The organism is Desulfosporomusa polytropa, assembly GCF_055380075.1.
Genome location: NZ_AP042400.1, coordinates 4,236,060 through 4,255,225, shown reverse-complemented (window position 1 = coordinate 4,255,225; position 19,166 = coordinate 4,236,060). Strand labels below are relative to the sequence as shown.

18 protein-coding genes are annotated in these 19,166 nt (G+C 41.2%); 14 read left to right on the top strand and 4 right to left on the bottom strand.

Annotation, left to right across the window (positions count from 1 at the left end; all coding sequences use genetic code 11):
- Positions 1-82 precede the first annotated feature (82 nt).
- A complete protein-coding gene (locus tag ACZ449_RS21645; RefSeq protein ID WP_464258126.1) occupies positions 83-652 on the top strand; it encodes a MerR family transcriptional regulator in 570 nt (189 codons plus the stop codon).
- A 560-nt stretch (positions 653-1,212) separates the two neighbouring features.
- On the opposite strand, the gene ACZ449_RS21640 is transcribed toward ACZ449_RS21645, so the two are convergent.
- Positions 1,213-1,962 (bottom strand): hypothetical protein, encoded by a 750-nt coding sequence (locus tag ACZ449_RS21640; protein WP_464258125.1) that lies wholly within the window; start codon positions 1,960-1,962, stop codon positions 1,213-1,215.
- Positions 1,959-3,080 (bottom strand): ATP-binding protein, encoded by a 1,122-nt coding sequence (locus ACZ449_RS21635; RefSeq protein ID WP_464258124.1) that lies wholly within the window; start codon positions 3,078-3,080, stop codon positions 1,959-1,961. The genes ACZ449_RS21640 and ACZ449_RS21635 overlap by 4 nt, the downstream gene beginning before the upstream one ends.
- 185 nt (positions 3,081-3,265) lie before the next feature.
- Between ACZ449_RS21635 and ACZ449_RS21630 the strand changes: the two genes are divergently transcribed.
- The 4 genes from ACZ449_RS21630 (at position 3,266) to ACZ449_RS21615 (ending at position 6,140) form a co-directional block, all read left to right on the top strand.
- Positions 3,266-3,478: a hypothetical protein gene (locus ACZ449_RS21630; RefSeq protein ID WP_464258123.1), complete on the top strand. Its 213-nt coding sequence runs from the start codon at positions 3,266-3,268 to the stop codon at positions 3,476-3,478.
- A gap of 107 nt (positions 3,479-3,585) precedes the next feature.
- Positions 3,586-4,116, top strand: a complete 531-nt coding sequence (locus ACZ449_RS21625; RefSeq protein WP_464258122.1) for a hypothetical protein — start codon at positions 3,586-3,588, stop codon at positions 4,114-4,116.
- Positions 4,117-4,133: 17 nt separating this feature from the next.
- On the top strand, positions 4,134-4,358 hold the full coding sequence (locus ACZ449_RS21620) for an ABC-three component system middle component 6 (RefSeq protein WP_464258121.1): 225 nt from the start codon (positions 4,134-4,136) through the stop codon (positions 4,356-4,358).
- The gene (locus tag ACZ449_RS21615) at positions 4,359-6,140 is read left to right on the top strand and encodes a DUF2326 domain-containing protein (protein WP_464258120.1); all 1,782 of its coding nucleotides are present in this window, start codon (positions 4,359-4,361) and stop codon (positions 6,138-6,140) included.
- 388 nt (positions 6,141-6,528) lie between these two features.
- On the opposite strand, the gene ACZ449_RS21610 is transcribed toward ACZ449_RS21615, so the two are convergent.
- A complete protein-coding gene (locus ACZ449_RS21610; RefSeq protein WP_464258119.1) occupies positions 6,529-6,759 on the bottom strand; it encodes a helix-turn-helix domain-containing protein in 231 nt (76 codons plus the stop codon).
- A 749-nt stretch (positions 6,760-7,508) separates the two neighbouring features.
- On the opposite strand from ACZ449_RS21610, the gene ACZ449_RS21605 reads away from it, so the two are divergent.
- The 4 genes from ACZ449_RS21605 (at position 7,509) to ACZ449_RS21590 (ending at position 12,860) form a co-directional block, all read left to right on the top strand.
- Positions 7,509-8,684: an MFS transporter gene (locus ACZ449_RS21605; protein ID WP_464258118.1), complete on the top strand. Its 1,176-nt coding sequence runs from the start codon at positions 7,509-7,511 to the stop codon at positions 8,682-8,684.
- A gap of 37 nt (positions 8,685-8,721) precedes the next feature.
- Positions 8,722-9,828: a uroporphyrinogen decarboxylase family protein gene (locus ACZ449_RS21600; protein ID WP_464258117.1), complete on the top strand. Its 1,107-nt coding sequence runs from the start codon at positions 8,722-8,724 to the stop codon at positions 9,826-9,828.
- Positions 9,829-9,889: 61 nt separating this feature from the next.
- On the top strand, positions 9,890-11,275 hold the full coding sequence (locus ACZ449_RS21595; RefSeq protein ID WP_464258116.1) for an S-layer homology domain-containing protein: 1,386 nt from the start codon (positions 9,890-9,892) through the stop codon (positions 11,273-11,275).
- 289 nt (positions 11,276-11,564) lie between these two features.
- Positions 11,565-12,860, top strand: coding sequence for an iron-containing alcohol dehydrogenase (locus tag ACZ449_RS21590; protein WP_464258115.1), 1,296 nt, complete (start codon positions 11,565-11,567; stop codon positions 12,858-12,860).
- A 110-nt stretch (positions 12,861-12,970) separates the two neighbouring features.
- Here ACZ449_RS21590 and ACZ449_RS21585 read toward each other — a convergent pair whose 3' ends face one another.
- On the bottom strand, positions 12,971-13,504 hold the full coding sequence (locus ACZ449_RS21585) for a hypothetical protein (protein ID WP_464258114.1): 534 nt from the start codon (positions 13,502-13,504) through the stop codon (positions 12,971-12,973).
- Between the two features lie 365 nt (positions 13,505-13,869).
- On the opposite strand from ACZ449_RS21585, the gene ACZ449_RS21580 reads away from it, so the two are divergent.
- The 5 genes from ACZ449_RS21580 (at position 13,870) to ACZ449_RS21560 (ending at position 18,979) form a co-directional block, all read left to right on the top strand.
- Positions 13,870-15,171, top strand: a complete 1,302-nt coding sequence (locus ACZ449_RS21580; RefSeq protein WP_464258113.1) for an ABC transporter substrate-binding protein — start codon at positions 13,870-13,872, stop codon at positions 15,169-15,171.
- A 225-nt stretch (positions 15,172-15,396) separates the two neighbouring features.
- Entirely contained in the window at positions 15,397-16,257 is an 861-nt protein-coding gene (locus ACZ449_RS21575) for a carbohydrate ABC transporter permease (protein WP_464258112.1), read from the top strand.
- On the top strand, positions 16,247-17,065 hold the full coding sequence (locus ACZ449_RS21570; protein ID WP_464258111.1) for a carbohydrate ABC transporter permease: 819 nt from the start codon (positions 16,247-16,249) through the stop codon (positions 17,063-17,065). The genes ACZ449_RS21575 and ACZ449_RS21570 overlap by 11 nt, the downstream gene beginning before the upstream one ends.
- A 32-nt stretch (positions 17,066-17,097) precedes the next feature.
- A complete protein-coding gene (locus tag ACZ449_RS21565; protein ID WP_464258110.1) occupies positions 17,098-18,216 on the top strand; it encodes an ABC transporter ATP-binding protein in 1,119 nt (372 codons plus the stop codon).
- Positions 18,185-18,979: a sugar phosphate isomerase/epimerase family protein gene (locus ACZ449_RS21560; RefSeq protein WP_464258109.1), complete on the top strand. Its 795-nt coding sequence runs from the start codon at positions 18,185-18,187 to the stop codon at positions 18,977-18,979. The genes ACZ449_RS21565 and ACZ449_RS21560 overlap by 32 nt, the downstream gene beginning before the upstream one ends.
- The last annotated feature ends 187 nt before the right edge of the window (positions 18,980-19,166 follow it).

The following is a 19,166-nucleotide window of genomic DNA, read 5'->3' as shown; positions in this document are numbered from 1 at the left end:
GTTAATACGGTTTCCGTTGAAATAGAGAACCATTGCATTTATGTATTGTGTCAATTAGTTCCGGAAATAGGAGCGAAACAATATGACGTTTACCATTGGCAAATTAGCTAATAAGTTTAATCTATCCCGGAGTACGCTGCTTTACTATGACTCAATCGGCCTACTATCTCCTTCTGAAAGAGGTAGCAGCAATTATCGTATATACTCCGAAATTGATTGCAAACGTCTGGAGCAGATTGCTATATATAGGCAAGCGGGTTTATCTCTTCAACAGATTAAAGAGATATTAGATAACACAAAGTGTACCGCAGCAGCTAGCTTGGAAGCTAAAATAGAGGAGATAAATGAGGAAATTAATAAACTGAGGCAGCAACAGCATTTTATCATAGAGTTTTTACAGAATAGCAAACTTTTGGAACGAGTAGGCATAATACCCAAGGATGCTCTGGTCGAATTGCTTCAGTCCGCCGGAGTCGATGAGAAAGCTCAGTGGAGACTTCATAATCAATTCGAAAAGAAATTTCCGGAAAAACATAAGGCACTTTTGCAATTACTGGGACTAACTTCCGACCAAGCAAGTAAAGTTCGGGAGTGGTCGTGCAGAGAACAAGAAACGGCAAGTAGGAAGGCAATACATAATTATAAGAGATAAAAAGATATAGAATTCATGGACTAGATAAAAATATCAAGTCCGAAATCCCCTGAGTTAATTGACTTCGTGATACTTGAATCAAGGGGACGGTTCCGCTGATTCGAACTCACTCTTCTAGCGTGATAATTTCCATTGCATCAAAAGAACCGTCCCGTGCGCCAAAGGGTGGTGACAATGAAATGCGGATGTCAGCACCCTGTCCCCGTGACACCTAAGCAATAGAACTCTGTCAATAATGGGAAGCAAAATGAACGTCCCCCTGCTTCTTCCATATCCTTCTTTCTTCATTATACATCCAACTGATTGTTCGGATTTTTTCTTTCCCAAAATCGATAACCCTTCTGTACTATATCTTACAGGGGACAGGGACATCGTTCCTATGTTGATGGTTGAATATTATCCCTGTCCCCGTGTTTCCCTTCCGGTGGTATTAGGCCTGCTGGTGGCGATAGTTAAGACAATAATAGGGACTGGGACAGCAAACCTGTCCCCTTTGTCCCTCGGCTTTGTTTCCTCTGTATATAGAAATCAAATAGATAATTGGATACTTGTCTATAAGGCTAATTATGCTTATTTTTTTGTAGATTAATTAAATTTTCAAGAAATTTTTGGTTTTCACTAGGGGATGCCATTGGTAGTACAGTGCTCGAGGTATCATCTGATATTTTTTCATTGATAAATTCATACCATTGTTGTAATATCCTAGTCGTGTTTTCAGCTCGTTCATTTTCTAGTTTGCTAGTATATTTATCAAAAAATCCTTTTGCAATAACTCCAGAAGAAATAAGTAAAATTATTAATAGAATTAAGGTGGTATATGAAAAATTGTTAGTAGTTTGAGATATATCCTCTATTAGTCCGCTATTTTTATCATCTGCATAAGAAACTTGAAATTTATTATTGGCTTCCTTTATCCAGCAAACTATAGTAATTTCAGCATTTTTTGATAAACGAGGTAAAGATAATAACACTTTTTCCTGATCTATCTGCTTATTATTTATTGTTTCGGTAGTATCTAGTTTGTACTGTAGTACTTTACCGTCGAGAGTTGCGGCAATATTAATATTATTTGAAGAAAGGGATCCATCATTTTTTATTTTAATAAGTCTTACTGTAGTTGGTAAAGTAGATGCTTTCTCGCCTAATGGTATATCGGGGGCATATTCTCGGATTATATCACCTACGTTATAATCAACTTTAGTTGTAGTTAGTACTATTTTAGAACCAAGGAGTCGATCGTACATATTCGGACCAAAAATTAAAGCAAGCAATGCTATTAATGCAGATATTATAGCTATATTTTTACTCATTTAAGACCTCTCATGCAATCTAATTCGTGTATTGTCCACTCAGGAGATATACCTTCAGTAAGCCTCCGCGTAAATTCAATGTACTGTAGTCCACTGTTACAACATTCTCGCGTAATTAACTTTCTAAGAGCAGGAGCAGAATCATACGAGACGCTGTCAAATAAGGAATCTACTGCTAAAAAGAGGCTAGAGTTAAGTTGCAGTTTTTCACGATTAGTTATCAATGATAAAATAAATACAAAGTTTAGTAAAAGAATTTTGCTACTGGAGGGAGACATTAAAGTTTTGGTATTTAAAAAAAGTGATAGATCATCATTATTATAAATACCTAATTCCTTGCTGTAATTGTAAAAAGTACTTTCTAGAAGGCTAATCTTATCATTAAAGCTTTGATCCATCAATATTTTTAATGAATCATAAGCCTCTGTTGATTTATGTAGTAATGAAAGATTGTTTGCTATTGGATGATATAATTTTTGATATTCGTATCCGAGCATCTTAATTACTTCTTGAATAACTGTTTCTTCAAAAGGTTTATCTTTGGTTAAAACTTCTGAAATATTTGCAATGTATTGTTGTAATAATGCAAAAGAACTATCATTTAATTTAGCTTGATTTCTAAGATACTCAATTTGCTTCTTCGTTTCATCAAGGTAGGAAATGTTTAACCCCAAAATCTTTTTTATGGTTTTTATATCTATAATCCCATATGATAGATTCAGTTGAGGTAGGAAAGAAGATTTTAGTATTTGATATCCAGCGGTTTTATCGTCGTCGAATTCAAAGTGGGGTGACAATAGAAAGTTATATAATTCAATTAGCTCAGTGGTTCCCGCCTTAATCTCAAGATTAAGGTCTCCTGTAATATAAATCGCAGTTGATTTAATGGGACGATGAAATCTAATCGTTTTGGAGTCGAAAATACATTCGACATAAAAATCATTATAATCAACGAGAGAATTATTTGACAAATTTTTCTTTAGTCCTATGGTGTATTGGATAAGATCGAATAAGGTTGTCTTTCCTGAACCATTGGGGCCAAGGATTATATTCATCCCATCATTGAGAAGTACTTGAGAATTTCCAAAGTTTATTTCTTTTATATAGAATCGTTGCATTGATGATCCTCACTTTCAATAGGATATAGCTTATTTAGGTAAAAAAATGAAGATTCCTGCTAGTAAACTAAAAAATAGTGGTAGTTTCTAATATATATGTAAAAATATGATAAAAAATTCAAATATACAAGGATTTTCTCTCAAAATGAAGAAGTGTATTTAAAAAAGCTATAGGATGGTAATTTATGGAGTGGATTAAAGAGCAGATTCAATTTATTTTAAATAATAAAGAATGGATTTTTAGCGGTCTAGGCTTATCCGTACTTGGAGCTATAGGATGGATAATAAAAAAAATGGCATCTAAGGATGTTAGAGTTCAGCAGATACAGCAGTCGGGGGATGGTTCGACCAACTATCAAAGTGCTGGTAAGATGGTAATTAAAAAAGACAAAGACTGAACCCAAATTACAGATTTTCGACATTAATTGACTATGAATGTGTTTTGTTTATTTAAGAGTGAGCTATCATTCTTAGGCAAACTAATCATAATCGAAAGAGGATTAATATGTTAGATAGAAAAACTATTCAACAGGCCCAACAAGGTGGAAATTTTTCGACCAATATACAGGTTAATGGTCAATATTATGAACGAGAGCTTGTAAAGGATCTTGGCGTGGTGGCTGATATCTTTAAATATGTATTAGGCAAAATTGCTGAAAGAAATTATAAGTCTAGAAAGCGAATTGATGTCGATAAAAAAATTACTATTAATTTTGCAGAAGATAAATGGGACTTTATTCGCCGTCTCCTGGTAGATGCTTATCTTAAGATGGATATAGTCGAAGATATAATGAAAGAATATGATACGGAAATACAAAAAGACATTCACTCAGACATTTACTTCAGATATAATACTATTAATAATGAAGAGTCAGATCAACTAAAAGTATTTAACTTGTTATGTCAGGAATATACTCCAACGGGTAAGGATCATGATCCGCAGTATACTTGTCTTGTAAGAGCTTATGTACTTTTCTTTTTTGAGGACTGTACTTGGGGTAAACTGACTGCTTCAGAATTAGCGGAGAGCAGTTAGAATGGAGGTAGGACAGAATGATTATTCCAACGAAACATGAAAATCTAAATAAAAGTATACTTGTTATCGGTTCAGAGATTATTTCTTTTCTGAAGAGTTCTACATATTCCATAGATAGCTTATATTGGAATGTACGGAAAGGGAATAAAGATGCGGATTTAGATACATATCTTGATGCACTAACTTTTCTGTTTTGCATTGATTCAATTGAACTTGATCGAGATATATTGAGGATGAAATAAATGGTGATATTAAAGAAGTTATACTCAAATCCGTCAGGACTTTTTGATACAGTGGTATTCAATGAAGGAATAAATGTTATATATGGTCGATATTCCGACAAGGCTGGGAAGCGGGATTCCTTAAATAGTGTTGGGAAAACTAGCTTAGTAAATCTAATAAATTTTTGCCTACTGTCATCTTTTGATAGTAGATCAAAGCTTTATGGCGCGGGGAGTATTACCTCCGGATATCTTATTGCTTTAGATTTAGAAATTGAGAATGAGACTTATACTATCCAGCGGTCAACTGAAACACCAAGGAAGGCCTATTTTGGTGTTACTGGGGGTTTATTGGATAGCTACAAGATTGAAGAATTAAAAGTTATATTATGTAACAAATTTTTTGGCGATCAAAGCTACCCAGGAATGTTTAGTGACAAGTGGTTTAGAAAGCTTATTTCGTTTTTTATGAGAGATGAAAAGGTAGGTTACGATAAAGATCCAATAATTTACATGCCAGAGATGTCTAAATTAGAAAGTGTTCAGCACAACTTATTTTTGCTAGGCATCGATAACTGTTTAGCTTTTTATAACTATAGATTAAAAACTGAGCTAAAAGAAAAAAGTAAGACAATAAAAGAAGTGAAAAGTTTAATATGTAATAATTATAATATAGAAGATATTGAGGATGTTAATGCTACAATATCTAAACAACAAAGAGAGATTGAGCAGTTAGAAAAGAATGTTCAAATATATAGGCTAGATCAAAACTATAAGACTGTAGAAGAAGAGGCCAATGATTTAACGAGTAAAATAAAACAGCTAGTATTTAGCAATTTCGCTGATGAAACTAAAATTACTAAATACCAGGAGAGTTATGAAATTGGGTATACGATTTCTCCAAAAAAAATCAGTAGATTGTATGAAGAAATAGATTCAGCTCTTGGATTAAAAGTTAAGGTTATTTTAGAGGACGCGGTTGAATTTAAGAAACAACTTATCGAGTCAAGGAAAAGGTTTCTTACGTCAGAAATTAAGAAGCTAGAAACGGATATTCAAGAACGCAGAAAACTTATAGAAGTACTAGATACTAGGCGAGCTGATATTTTTCAATTTCTTGAAAACAAGGAAGCCATAAAAGATTTAACGGAAGCCTTTGAAAATTTAAATACTATAAGGGAACAACAACAAGAGCTAAAGGGAAAGCTCCAACTGTACAATGATTTAAAAGCTAGTATACTTGATTTGCGTCAAGAGGAGGCTATTCTCAATAAAAAAATTAACGAATTTATGATGTCTATCAAGCTCGAAGTAGAAAAAATCAGAGTGATTTTTGACGAATTTTATAATGCAATTTATCATAGTCAAGATGATGCCGTTTTTAATATAAGTTATAAAGATGGTCAGAGTGATTCGAAAATTGAGATTAAAGCTCAGACACCTGATAGTGGGGGATGGGGGAAAGGTCGAGGATGCATACTCGTATATGACCTAACAGTACTGTTTAATGCAATACTAACGAAAAGACGATTTCCGTCATTTCTTATTCATGATGGGATTTTTAATGGTATCGATAAGAGCCATTTCGTTTCTACCATGAACCTATTAGAAAAATATTCACATACGCATAAATTCCAATATATCTTTACTGCGAATGAGGATGATACATGGGTTCCGGATGAAAAAGATAAGGAGTATGGACAATTAAGTTTTGACTTAAAGGAAAAGCTAATAGCGGTTTATAATGAGCAAGAGACAGGGAAGTTATTTAAGCGTAAGTTTACAACTAATAGAGGGAGTTAGATTAACAACGGTGGGAGAGAAGAACTAGAAAACTACCTCATTAGGAAAGAAGTAAAGGGACGTATATTTTGCTTCTCATTGATCGACTGGATAAAGCGGGAAAGATACAACGGATATTGCCCAAAGACTCGAAAAAGTTTTGAAAGAATTTTTGCTGTTCCGACAGAAGAAATGAAACATGTCATGGGGATGAGGGTGGTGACAATGAAATGCGGATGTCAGCACCCTGTCCCCGTGACACCTAAGCTATAGAATTAAAAAACATTCTCCCTGTCCTCTGTTTTCACGGATTGCCTCCACCATAAAAACGCCTAAAGCAGCCGGAACTTTGCCGGTTTAAGTGCTTTAGGCGTTTTTATTGTAGCAGAGCTACTGTTTTTTAACTTAATTATCGTCTTATGGGGTCATTGGAGCGCCCTATCAAGTAATCAAGCGACACATTGAAATAGTCTGCGAGACTAATAAGCGTATCTGCGGATGGCACTGTTATCTCAGTTTCAAATTGCCCGATTGTTCCTTTGTTTTTTAATCCGATTTCTTCGGCAAGTTTCTGCATAGAAACTTTGCGATCGGTACGTAATTGCTTTAATCTTTCAGCGAATATTTTTTGTGGAAACATAAAATAAACCCCTTGACGTTTCGTAACACGAAACGTATAATAAAGTTATGTTTCGTGTTACGAAACTATTTAAATAATATGGATGAACTTCTTATTCTACAAATTTTAGATAAGCGAGGTGAAGTGGAGCAGTAAATTACTGTTATAAAAAGCCCCAAGGCGCAATCAAAAGGGGATGATAATCCTACAGCAAAACAAAAGCTTTCGCATTTTGGGCATGTGCGGATTGCTAGATCGCACTGGCAGTGAGAAGCAGCGTGCGAATTGATCCCTCAATTGTTTATCTTGATTTGTATACAAGTGAGGAGATCTATTAAATAGCAGCATTGCAAACCGTTAAGCATAATGCTGCTGGTTTCATGCGCCCAAATTGACGAATGCGCGTTAAGTGTTGTAAAAGCAATTCTATTATAGCTTATCCATTCTAAAGGGTAAATAAGGAAAGCAGTATCAGAGAAAGGAAGCGGATAAAAGAGCTAACCTAAACCACAGCAGGCTTACATCCAGTAAGCCGCCAAACAAGGGCGAAGTCTGCCCTAAAATGTGTCACAAAGACACTTACCGCCTATCGACACGGTAAGATTGCTACTAATGGAGACAAATCGAACGGAAAACAGGGGTGTGTTCCACATGCGATTGTCTCCATTATAGCGCAGCAAGCGCCTGTCTTCAATGTAGGTGATGCAAAAAATGGAGAAAGGAGCGAGAGAAAGTACGACCATTACGAAACAGGAAAGAGGTGTAGATCAATGAATCGGGTTCTGTTAAAAGCGGCGGTATTGTCCATATCCGTATTACTCTTGGCAGCCACGGCAGTTTCCCCGGCGATCGCCAATATCAGTGCGGCCTTTAAGCAGGTAAGCACCCAGACTATAATGCTGCTGGTGGCCTTGCCGTCGATGACAATGGTACTAGCTTCCCTGGTATTTAGCAAACTAAGCGAGTTTATGGGTAGACGAGCGCTCGTTCATGTGGCCATGCTGCTCTTTTTGGTTGGCGGCATTACGCCTTACTTCATGAATGATATGACCATGATCCTGGTGATGAGAGCTATTCTAGGCTTAAGTTTAGGCCTGATATTTCCGCTATCGCTGGTACTTATTTCCGACTTTTTCGAGGGTGGCGAGCGGGCTACGATCATGGGCCTGCAGAGTGTTTGTGTAAACGTTGGTGGGATTCTATTCTCCCTGCTGGGCGGCCTGCTGTGTGTAGCCGACTGGCATAATACCTTCCTGGCCTACGCAATTGGTTTCTTGGTACTCATCTTTGTATATTTCTATCTCCCCGAACCGCCTAAAACGCAGGTGACGGCCAACCAGGGGGAGGCAGCAGCCAAAACTCCGTTGCCCGGTAAGGTGTATTTTATCGAAAGTGTTGTGTTCCTGTATAATCTACTGATCTTCGTTTTTTTCACCAACGTCGCCATTCAGGTTGTTGGTGAAAATATGGGCAATGCGGCGACTGCCGGTTTTGCGTTAACCCTGTTTACCGGCGGCGGTCTGGTGGGTGGTTTGCTGTTTGGCAAAGCCATGCAGCGGTTAAAAGGCTATACCATTGCCATTGGCTGGTTACTGACCGGGGCGGGGATGGCGCTGGTTTCTGGCACGCAGGATTTCAATCTATTGTTAACCGGCTGTTTTATCGGCGGCATCGGCTTTTCCACCACCTGTCCGGCTTTCTTTGTTACTCTTTCCATATTGTCACCGCCCGCCAGGGTGGCGTTCAGTATCGCCTTAGCCTCTGCGCTGAGCGGTATCGGTCAGTTTGTCGCCCCCTTTGTGTTGGAAGCCGTATCCGGACAATTTGGGCAAGGACCGGGACGGTTTCCGCTCCTGGTCAGTGCGGTCGCCTTTGTAGCGGTGGGTTTGCTGTTGCTGCTGCAAAATTACCTACAAACACCCAGGCCAGTTAAGTGGAATAGCTGATCCGTAAACAAAAAAATAAATGGGAGGGTATACCTGTATGAAAACAAATCAGGAATTACTTAAGGAGCGTACCGAGCGGCTACAGAAAGCCATCCTGTTGGAGAAAACAGACCGGACCCCCGTCATTCTTACCGCTGACGCATTCTGCGCCAGGCATGTCGGGATGAAACTATCCGAGTTTTGTTTAAACATGAAAGCATCCCATGAAGCCATTTTGTCTTCCTTCCAAGCCCTGGGGGATGTAGATGGAACAGGCGGTACCTTTGCCGCCGCCGCGATGTTCCCGCTGATGTTTTATACGAAGATTAAACTACCGGGTCGCGATCTCCCGGACGATACCCCCTGGCAGCTGGATGAGCAGGAAATCATGACAGTCGAGGATTATGACACGATCTTGAACAAAGGCTGGCAAGCCTTTAGCGACGATTTTTTAAAGAATCGTCTGGGTGTGGATGTAGATTCTCTCTACGCCCAACTGGCCGATGTTCCGCTATTCATGAAAAACTTTGAAGAGGCCGGGTATCTAGTGTATACGCCCAGTGCCTCCATAACAGTAAATGAACATTTGAGCGGTGCACGGTCCATGCCCAAATTCTTGCGGGATATCTACAAAATGCCGGACAAAGTGGAAGCCGTGTTAGATATTATCCTGGCAGAAACCCTTGTCGGGTTCCGGGAACAAATCCGTGCTTTTAAGCCCTTAGTGGTATTTATTTCACCGGCCCGGGGGGCCAGTGAATTCTACTCCCCGAAAATCTGGGAGCGGTTTGTCTGGAAATATCTTAAGGCCGCCGCTGAAGTGATCATTGAAGAAGGGGCGGTCGTTGACCTGCATATCGACGGCAACTGGGAACGGGATTTAGCCTACTTCAAGCAATTACCCAAGCATAAATGCATCTTTGAATCCGATGGCGCCACAAATATTTACAAAATTAAAGAAGTCTTAGGCGATCACATGTGTATTAAAGGCGATGTGCCGGCAGCCCTGTTAGCCCTTGGTACACCGGATGAGGTCTATAACTACTGCACGAAACTGATTAACGACATGGGACCAGGCTTCATCCTGGCCTCCGGCTGCACCATCCCACCCAATGCATCAGTCGAGAATGTCAAAGCCATGATTGCCGCTGCTACCGGTAAATAAGCGCAATAACCTCCACTAACTTACAAATGAAAGAGAAATAAGTTGTTAAGGTGGGAGAAGGATGAAAAAAAGCGTAGTCATCGCTGCCGTGCTGGCTTTACTGGTGAATATCGCTGGCACTGTAGCAGCGGACAGACCAACGAATCCCTTTGGCGACGTCCCGGCTAACCACTGGTCCTATGCTGCGGTCAACAAACTAAAACAAGACGGAATCATTGACGGTAACGGCCAAGGCCTTGGACAAGGACAAGGTACTTTCGGGGGTGACAGAACGGTTACCCGCTATGAAATGGCGCAAATGATCGCCCGGGCTATCTGGAATACGGAAAAAGCCAATGCAGAGGATAAGGTAGTAATCGATAAGCTCGCGGCCGAATTTACCAGTGAACTTACCAGTTTAGGGGTGCGTGTCGAACCCCTGGAAAAGAAAAGTGACAAGATAACGATCTCCGGCTTTCTGCACCTTTCTGACCAGGTATGGAATAACAGCGGCTCTTTTGCCGGGCATACTGTAACTACCGGCGATACCCCGCACCCTAACGACGGTCACTATCCGGCCGTTGGTATGGATCTCTATGTCAATTACAAGATTAACGACAAATGGCAAGTGAAAATCGAGAATGAAGCTGTGAGAGATTTCAGAACAGGGGGCTTCTGGTCCCGCATTCCTAACGGCGACGGCACATATACGACGATTGACGGCACAGTTAGCGGTTCGCAGCGCTATGATCAACTGTATGCGGAGGGGCTTGTCGGCGCAGCTACAGTAAAAGCCGGCCGTTTTGATTACGGAGCCGCCTACGGATTAATGGTCACTCCCGGCCGCAAAGGGATCAATGGGGTTCAGTTGGCGGTTGGCGACCGGAACCGGACCATTTTGACCTATGGCTATTTCCGGCAAGGCTGGACGGGTAACGCCACCAATCCCTATCTTATTTCTAACAAAGCAGACAACCGGTATGCCGCCATTGAATGGGACGCCCCGCTTGCCAAAGACCTCAATGTAAAAGCAGCCTATCATAACCTAGCCACTGACGGCTCCGATACAAGCATTGTGTCAGACAATATTAACCTGTGGGAAGTCGGTGTCGATACGATGCTCGGCAAAAAACTGAACCTGTTTGCCACGCATGGCAAATCCGATGCCTCAAGTCAGAACAAGGCCTACATGGCCGGGATTACCTATGGACAAGCTGATCTCAATACCCCCGGCTCTTATTTCGTAACGGCCCGCTATCTGAATGCCGAGGCCAAGGCTTCCATTGCCCCAGATAACTACTGGGTGTCAAAATATGATTGGGGTCTGAAAGGGCCTGAGTTAACAGGGCAGTTTATCATTGATAAAAACATGGATATCTTTTTGTGGGCTGCCTCCCTGAAGTCTACTGACGGTATTCATACCGGCAAACTAAACACTGTCAAACTGGGGGTTGACTTCTACTTTTAAATTTCCGGTAGTCAGGGGGAATCCAGGCTAAAAAGGGTCTTGTGATATTCTGCAAAAAGACAGGGGACGGTGGGTGCGTCACTATTTAGTCAAGACGTTACCAACGTTCCCTTTGTCTTATTATGTTTTAACCGTGAAAAAGTCAAGAAAATATAAAAATTATAAGTATGGAATACCATATCAGGCTTTATTTATCGGTTTTAATAAGGTTTGCAGCTATTGGAAAGAGCAATTTGGGACAAAATATTGTTAAAATAGACACAGCCGGTAATTAACGGAGGAACCCAAAATGGAAAACACGCACAACTTTCTTTTGCCCAAAACCAATCTTATGGGAATGGGCGCAATCAAGGATTTGCCCAACGAACTATTGCCTTGGAAACTTACTAAAGCATTAATTGTTACTGACAAAAATATAATAAGCCTAGGCTGGGTAGAGCAGGTCGAGAAGATCTTAAAGAATCTATTTATTTTTTATGATATCTTTGACGGTGTCATGCATCCCAATCCCACGGTTTCCTTCGTGGAGGACGGATTATCCTATTTTCCCAGCAGGCTTAATATATTCAGCAGGCAATATAAACTAATTATTTCTATCGGCGGCGGTAGCAACCACGATTGTGCCAAGGCGATAGCGGCTGTCGCCACTAACGGTGGTTCCATCATTGACTATGAAGGCTACCTGAAAATGACAAAGCCGGCTATACCGCTTATCGCCATTAATACTACCGCCGGATCGGCTGCCGAAATAACAATGACTGCTATTATCAACGATGAATCGCGCAAAGTGAAAATGACAATCACTTCCCCCTTTATCACACCTTTTATCTCGGTTAATGATCCCCTGTTTATGACGACTATGCCGCAAGAAGTAACCGCCAGTTCCGGGATAGATGTTGTCTCCCATTCGGTGGAGGCCTATATGTCTATCGAATCTTCTCCCGTAACTGATTCGCTGGCTCTCACAGCCATAAGACTGGCTTTCGGCTATCTCCGGCGAGCCTACGAGAATGGCAACGATCTAAAGGCCAGAGAACAAATGATGTACGCCAATGCAATGGCGGGCATGGCTTTTAATAGTGCGGGACTGGGGTATGTCCATGGGATGTCGCACCAGTTGGGCGGCTTCTATGGCGGGTTTCATGGTTATTATAATGGAGTTTTGCTGCCCTATGTATTTCAGTTCAATGCCTCCGCAGTGCCGGCGGGGAAAATTCTCAATCTGGCTGAGGCTATAGGTGTAACAGCTTCCAGCAAGGCGGAAGCTGTGGAAAAAATCTTTATCGCAATAAAAAACTTAACTGCTGCAATTGGGATTCCCGCCGGATTAGATAAACTGGGTGTAGATGAAAACGATATTGATGTTCTTGCCGAAAACGCTTTAAAGGATATATGTTCATTAACCAACCCGCGAAAGGGCTCTCAGCAGGATGTCGTAAATCTATATAAAGCGGCAATGTGGGCCAAGCCGGGGATAATCACCGAAGCATACGACAATACTACTCCTGGCATGCTAATGTCTTTTCCTTTGCCTATTGCCGATAACGCGAATTTGAGTTATGGTACTCCGACGCAGATACACTAACTGGGCCGGGCGTAAAATAAAAAGCGGCCTACTTAAAGGCTACTTTCTTAGCAATCGGCTTGTACTCAGTAGACCGATTTTAAATTAGGTTTGCCATACTTTTCATCAGCTTATTTTTTATTTGAATCATCCCGTTGATCTTGGGGTAGCGGCTTTGCCGCCACTGGCTGTAACTCTTGGAAAAATCCGGTTCTTTCCGACCGGGCAAAAATGCCCTCCTGCCACATTTGGTAGCCATACAATATCAGGCCCATTGCCCAAGCGAAAAAAAACAATATTAAACTGGCGTCAAAATCTTTTATTCCCCTTCTTGCAATCCAAGGCACATAAATGGTAGCAAACAAGGTATTAAGAAAAAGTTCCGAGACTAAGAAATACTGAAAGCGTCTATAACAATATTTCAAAGTCCACATAGTCACTACTGGAAATAGCCCATAGGTGTAAGTGGGCATTAATGCAAGCGGATAAGTCGTTTCCCGGATATACCACCACCCGTTTGCAATCCCAATCTCAGTTGTAATAATGCATAGAACGGTGGCTAGAAGGCCGGCGGGCATGTAACGCTTCACATCTTCTCTTGGCATGAAAATCAAAGTCAGCCAAGGTATAAGGAACAGCCCCCACAGCAATACCTGATTGCTCATTGTAGATCCCCCCATTGTTGAACTTGTTTTATTATGAGGATATCGGCTTAAATTTATTTATGCATTTTTGGAAGTGCAGGGCGGCTATTTGAAAATAACAGTCGCAACCGCAACAGTCCGAACCACCACATAAAGATAAAAATTAAAATACAATCGTAAATTCCATCTCTCAAAGTAGCGGGTGGAATTTTTTATTTTTCGTAAAAACTTTTTAACATAAACATTAGCATTGGGAGGGTATATAGAGGGTAAGTAATGGCGGCATTATATTGTTTTTTACATAAGTTTTACATAGGCGTAACATTAGCTTTTTCTCCGAGTGATATACTGGAGCCAAAATCCAGAGAGGGAGGCAATACATAAACGTGAAGAAAAATATTCTAAAGGTAATCGCTGTTGGAGTGCTCAGCACAATGCTGTTGGCAGGCTGCGGAACTCCTAGTTCCTCGGGAAATTCAGCGTCGAATGGGCAAAAAGTTAAGATTGAATACTGGCACTGTAATGCAGAAACCCAGGGTGGAAAAACGGTAGAACAACTTGTCAGCGAATTTAATGCACAGAGCAAAGGCGTCGAGGTAGTGGCACGCTACAATCCTGACATGTACAAGGGCTTGATGCAGAATTTGCAGGCAGAGGTTGCAACCGGAAAATCACCGGCCGTAGTGCAGATTGGTTGGGCATTTTTGGATTACTTTTCTAACAACTTCAGCTATGTTGAACCACAGCAAGTGATTGATGAGTACTATCCGGAGGATAAAACCTTTTTGCAGGATAAGTTTTTGACTAACGTTTTAGGGCTTGCAAAAAATAGCAAAGGTAGTCAGGTGGGTATTCCGTACTCCTTGAGTACCCCGGTGCTGTATATCAATAAAGATCTTTTGCGACAAGCCGGGCTGGATGAAAATGGACCTAAAACATGGGAAGAGCTGATTGTGTTTGCTAATACCATTAAAGAAAAGACGGGAAAATACGGCTTTTATATGCAGGAGCCTGCCGATAATTGGGCACAACAGGCACTTATGGAAAGTAACGGTGCCAGAATGATGACAAATGGCAAGGCAAGTTTTGCTTCCGAAGAAGGTATTCAAGCGTACGAAGCCTATGCTGATATGGTCGCAAAAAAGAAATCCGCATTACATATTTCCTGGGGTGAGGGTGTACAGTCCTTTATTGACGGTAATGTAGGCATGTTGTATACAACAATCGCGCAGCGTGCAAACGTTCAAAAGGGTGCGTCTTTTGATGTTGGAGCGATAAACTCGCCAGCATGGCAGGGCAAGCCAAAGAGACTGCCGGCGGGCGGCTGTTTCCTGGCTATTACTGCTAAGACGAAGGAAGAACAGAAGGCAGCATGGGAATTTGAAAAATTCCTCTATAGTGTTGAATCCATAGCGGCATGGACCAAGGGTACCGGCTATGTACCACCGCGTAACGATGTTGCAACAGCTGAGAACGGTTTAAAGAGCTTTTTGGTTGAAAATAAGATGATGGCGGCAGCAACGACACAGATGGATGGCGTAGTATCCTGGACTTCTTTTCCAGGGGATGCAGGTCTTCAGGCAGAACAGCTTCTTCTTGATGTAAGGGATCGGATTTTGAACGGTAATATTTCTGCAAGAGATGGGCTGGTACAAACGCAGGCAAAGATTAATGAATTGCTGAAATAAATGAAGAAGCAAGGTGTGTTTGCAGAAATATCCAGATAGAAAAACGAGTACAGGTAATCGGTGAGTAGGCTCGACGAAAGCGTCGGGAATATAGTTAAAACGGTGGCCTAAGAATACATTCTGGAGCCACCGTTCTTATTTAATTGATTGAGATAAGACAACAAAGAGGGTGAGGAAATAGATAAAAAGCAAGCATGGTACAAATTCATTACCAGCAAGACCTTGATGGCTTATGGTTTTATTCTGCCTTCTTTACTTGTTTTTGCAGTGTTTATGTTCTATCCGCTTTTTTATACTATCTATTTAAGTTTTTTTGATTGGAATATGATTAAACCAGTAAAAGCATTTGTTGGCATTCAAAACTATATTGCCTTGTTTCAGGACCCTCTGACCTATACGGTGATGAAAAACACCCTGGCATATATTGCGATTTTGCTGTTGCTCAATTGGGCGGCCCCTTATATATTAGCCTTCATTCTATCATTTGTGATTAAACGGGGGCGGGGTTTTTATAAAAGTCTGTTTTTCTTACCTAGCGTCATTTCTCTTGTGGTCGGTTCTATTTTGTATTTGTGGATCTTAAATCCTGTCTCAGGTCCGGTTGCGATTATCGCCAAGTTTTTTGGGATTACCATACCCATATGGAGCAAGACCCAGGGGCTGGTCATCGTTGTGCTGAGTATCATTACCACCTGGAAAGTATTTGGCTATAATTTCATTGTCCTGTTTGGCGGAATTGGCGGTGTACCCCAAGAGGTCATTGAAGCAGCCCGACTTGATAATGTACCGCTGCACCGGATTTTTTTTGATATTGCAGTACCAATGAGCAGCGCCACAGGCATCTATGTGTTCGTCATGACCATAGTCCAGGGGTTGCAATATGTTTTTACTCCAATCAAGGTCATCACCCAAGGTGGTCCGGATAATGCAAGCTCCAACGCTATTTATAATGTTTATCAAGAGGCGTTTACGCTATATCACACTGGCTATGCTTCCGCCTTTGCCATTGTAACAATGGCCCTGTTTGTTACTCTGTTGATTTTCGAATTCAAGTATGTGGAGAAAGGCATTCATTATGAGAATTGACAAGGAAATTAAGTGGCATGTTCTGCTTTGTTGCGCTTTAGTCTTGTCTCTGACACCGATTGTCTTTGCTCTTTCAAGCTCTTTTAAGGAACTGAGTGAGGCATACAGCAACGTATTTGGCCTTCCACTACATCCGACACTCAGTAATTATGTGCAGGTATTTTCGCGGTTGCCTTTGATGCAAATTACCACCAATACGTTTTTGATTGCCGTGGCGGTTACGATTTTTAAAACGGTTACCAGTACACTAGCGGCATATTCTTTTGTATATTTTGATTTCAGAGGAAAAAATGTCCTGTACTTTATTTTAATTAGCACCATTTTTATTCCTTTTACCGTTACAATGATCCCTAACTACCTGACTATATCTCAGCTTGGATTCAGGAACAATATCATCGGTGTCATTCTGCCGCAGCTCAGTGATGCCACCGGTATTTTTTTGATCAGGCAGGCGATGCGGACTGTGCCGAGATCACTGATTGAGGCGGCGCGCCTGGATCAGACAGGGCACCTAAGGATTCTGGGAAATATTGTATTCCCTTTGGTTAAACCTGCGGTTGTTTCCAGTGGAATTATGTTTTTCATTAATTCATGGAACGAGTATGTTTGGCCGATCCTAATTCTAAAAGATAAGGCAAATTTCACACTGCCTTTGGCATTACAGCTCTTTATCAGCTCTGAGGGCGGCACTGATTTCACGATTGCCATGGCGGTGTCGGTTATTACTATGATCATTCCTTTGGTGCTTTATATTATTTTTCAACGGTATATTATTAGCACGTTTACTTCTTCCGGTGTTAAAGGATAGTGACAAAAATCTTTCAAAGGAGGGCAGCCCATATGAAAGAAATTGTTTTTGAGAACGTATGTAAGTCGTATGGTAAAACCAAAGTCATAGAGAACCTGAATCTTAACATCAAGCCGGGCGAACGACTGATACTTTTGGGTGCATCGGGCTGTGGAAAATCTACAACGCTGCGGTTGATTGCCGGTTTGGAGGAAATTACTTCCGGCAACTTATATATGAATGGACAGCGGGTCAATGATGTATCCAGCGGTGATCGAAATGTGAGCATGGTTTTTCAGAATTATGCCTTATATCCACATATGACGGTAGCCGACAATATTGTCTATGGACTTAAGATACAAAAACTGCCGAAGGAGGAAATTCGCCAAAGACTTCAGTCTGCATTGGATATGCTGGAACTTAACGGACTTGAGGATAGAAAACCAAAAGATTTGTCGGGAGGTCAGCGCCAGCGTGTGGCATTGGCGCGGGCAATAGTGAAACGAAGCGATTTGTTGTTGCTGGACGAACCGCTATCTAATCTGGATGCCCAGTTAAGAGGTCATGCCAGAAAGGAGTTAGTCAAAATTCACCAGACCTACCATCAAACTTTTATTTATGTTACGCATGATCAGGTTGAGGCTATGACAGTCGGAGAACGGATAGCACTCATGCACGAAGGAAAGTTGCAAATGATTGACACTCCCTATAATGTGTATAACCGGCCGGCCAATGTTTTTACGGCCAAGTTTATCGGTTCACCATCAACCAACATTTTTGAGGCACATTATGCTGAACGGTCAATTATCATAGGCAAACAAGCTGTCAGATTGCCCGAACTTTGGAGTGCCCATCTTGGGAAAAATGGTTGTCGGGAGTTTTATCTGGGGATTCGACCTGAGCATATCCAATTGGAACGGAATAAGACAGATAACGTATTTGTGGGTATTGTTAAATATATTGAAGAATATGGTAACCGTTGCGGTGTTTATTTCGATATCGAGGGCAACGAAGTTGTTGCGATCTGTGATAGGGCCGAATTTAAACCAGGCAATCGTGTGTGCTTTGGGCTTGCGGCCGATAAAATTCATATATTTGATAAACAGACGACGATGAACATTGGTTATCCGGAGGTGTATTGTGAGCATTTTTATCAGTACCAATCTGTATGAGCCAGAACAACTGACAGGGATTTTTAGCCTAATGAACAAAATTGGTGACCATTCATTGGGTATCGAATTGTTTCCGGAATGGCAGAGTGAAGTGTTCTGTCATAAACTGGCGGAGCACATGGAAAGCTTTCAGCGGTATCCGATCGCTTTACATGGCCCCTATTATTGTACTGAGCATAGCAAGGCTGAAGGAACTGTGGAGTATGCCAGATCGATGGATTACTTTCGTCAAACGCTGAAGCTGTCTCAACGACTGAAAAGTCGATATATCGTTTATCACCACAATAATTGCCGGGTGGAAGCGGAGTGCTGGCAGCAAATGGTGAGAGCTTCCACAGAAAATCTCATAACGCTCAGGCGCGAAGCTGAACATTTCGGTGCGCGGATTGTAATCGAAAATGCAGGTGTGCTGGCCAGAGGTAATATGTTATTTAATGAAGAACAGTTTATCAATATGGCCGATAGTATCCCGGATGCTATTTTGTTGGATGTGGGTCATGCTCATGCCAACGGCTGGGATTTGAGCCAGGTGATAAAAAAGCTGGCTCATAAAATCATTGCCTATCACGTGCATAATAACGATGGACATGAGGATAATCATAATTCCATTCTTGATGGGACACTGGATTTCGCTCAGTTTATTGCCTGTTATCAAAAGTATACACCGCAGGCGGATATTGTCATCGAATACGGAAAGCAGTGCGCGCAAAAAACAGATTCCATCGCAGCTGATATTGATTATATCAAACAAATTCTGAATTGACGGTTGACAGTATAAAGAACAATCAGGAGAGAAGAATGAAAATGCCGTCTTTGGATTCCCAAGTCGTGAGCCGCGAGTTCGAATCCGTTGCCCGCTCCAGGAAAACTAAGCCTTCCAGGCATTTGCATGGAAGGCTTGATTTATTGTCAGGAGGTAATACAAGAGGAATACTTGTAAGAGTGACAGT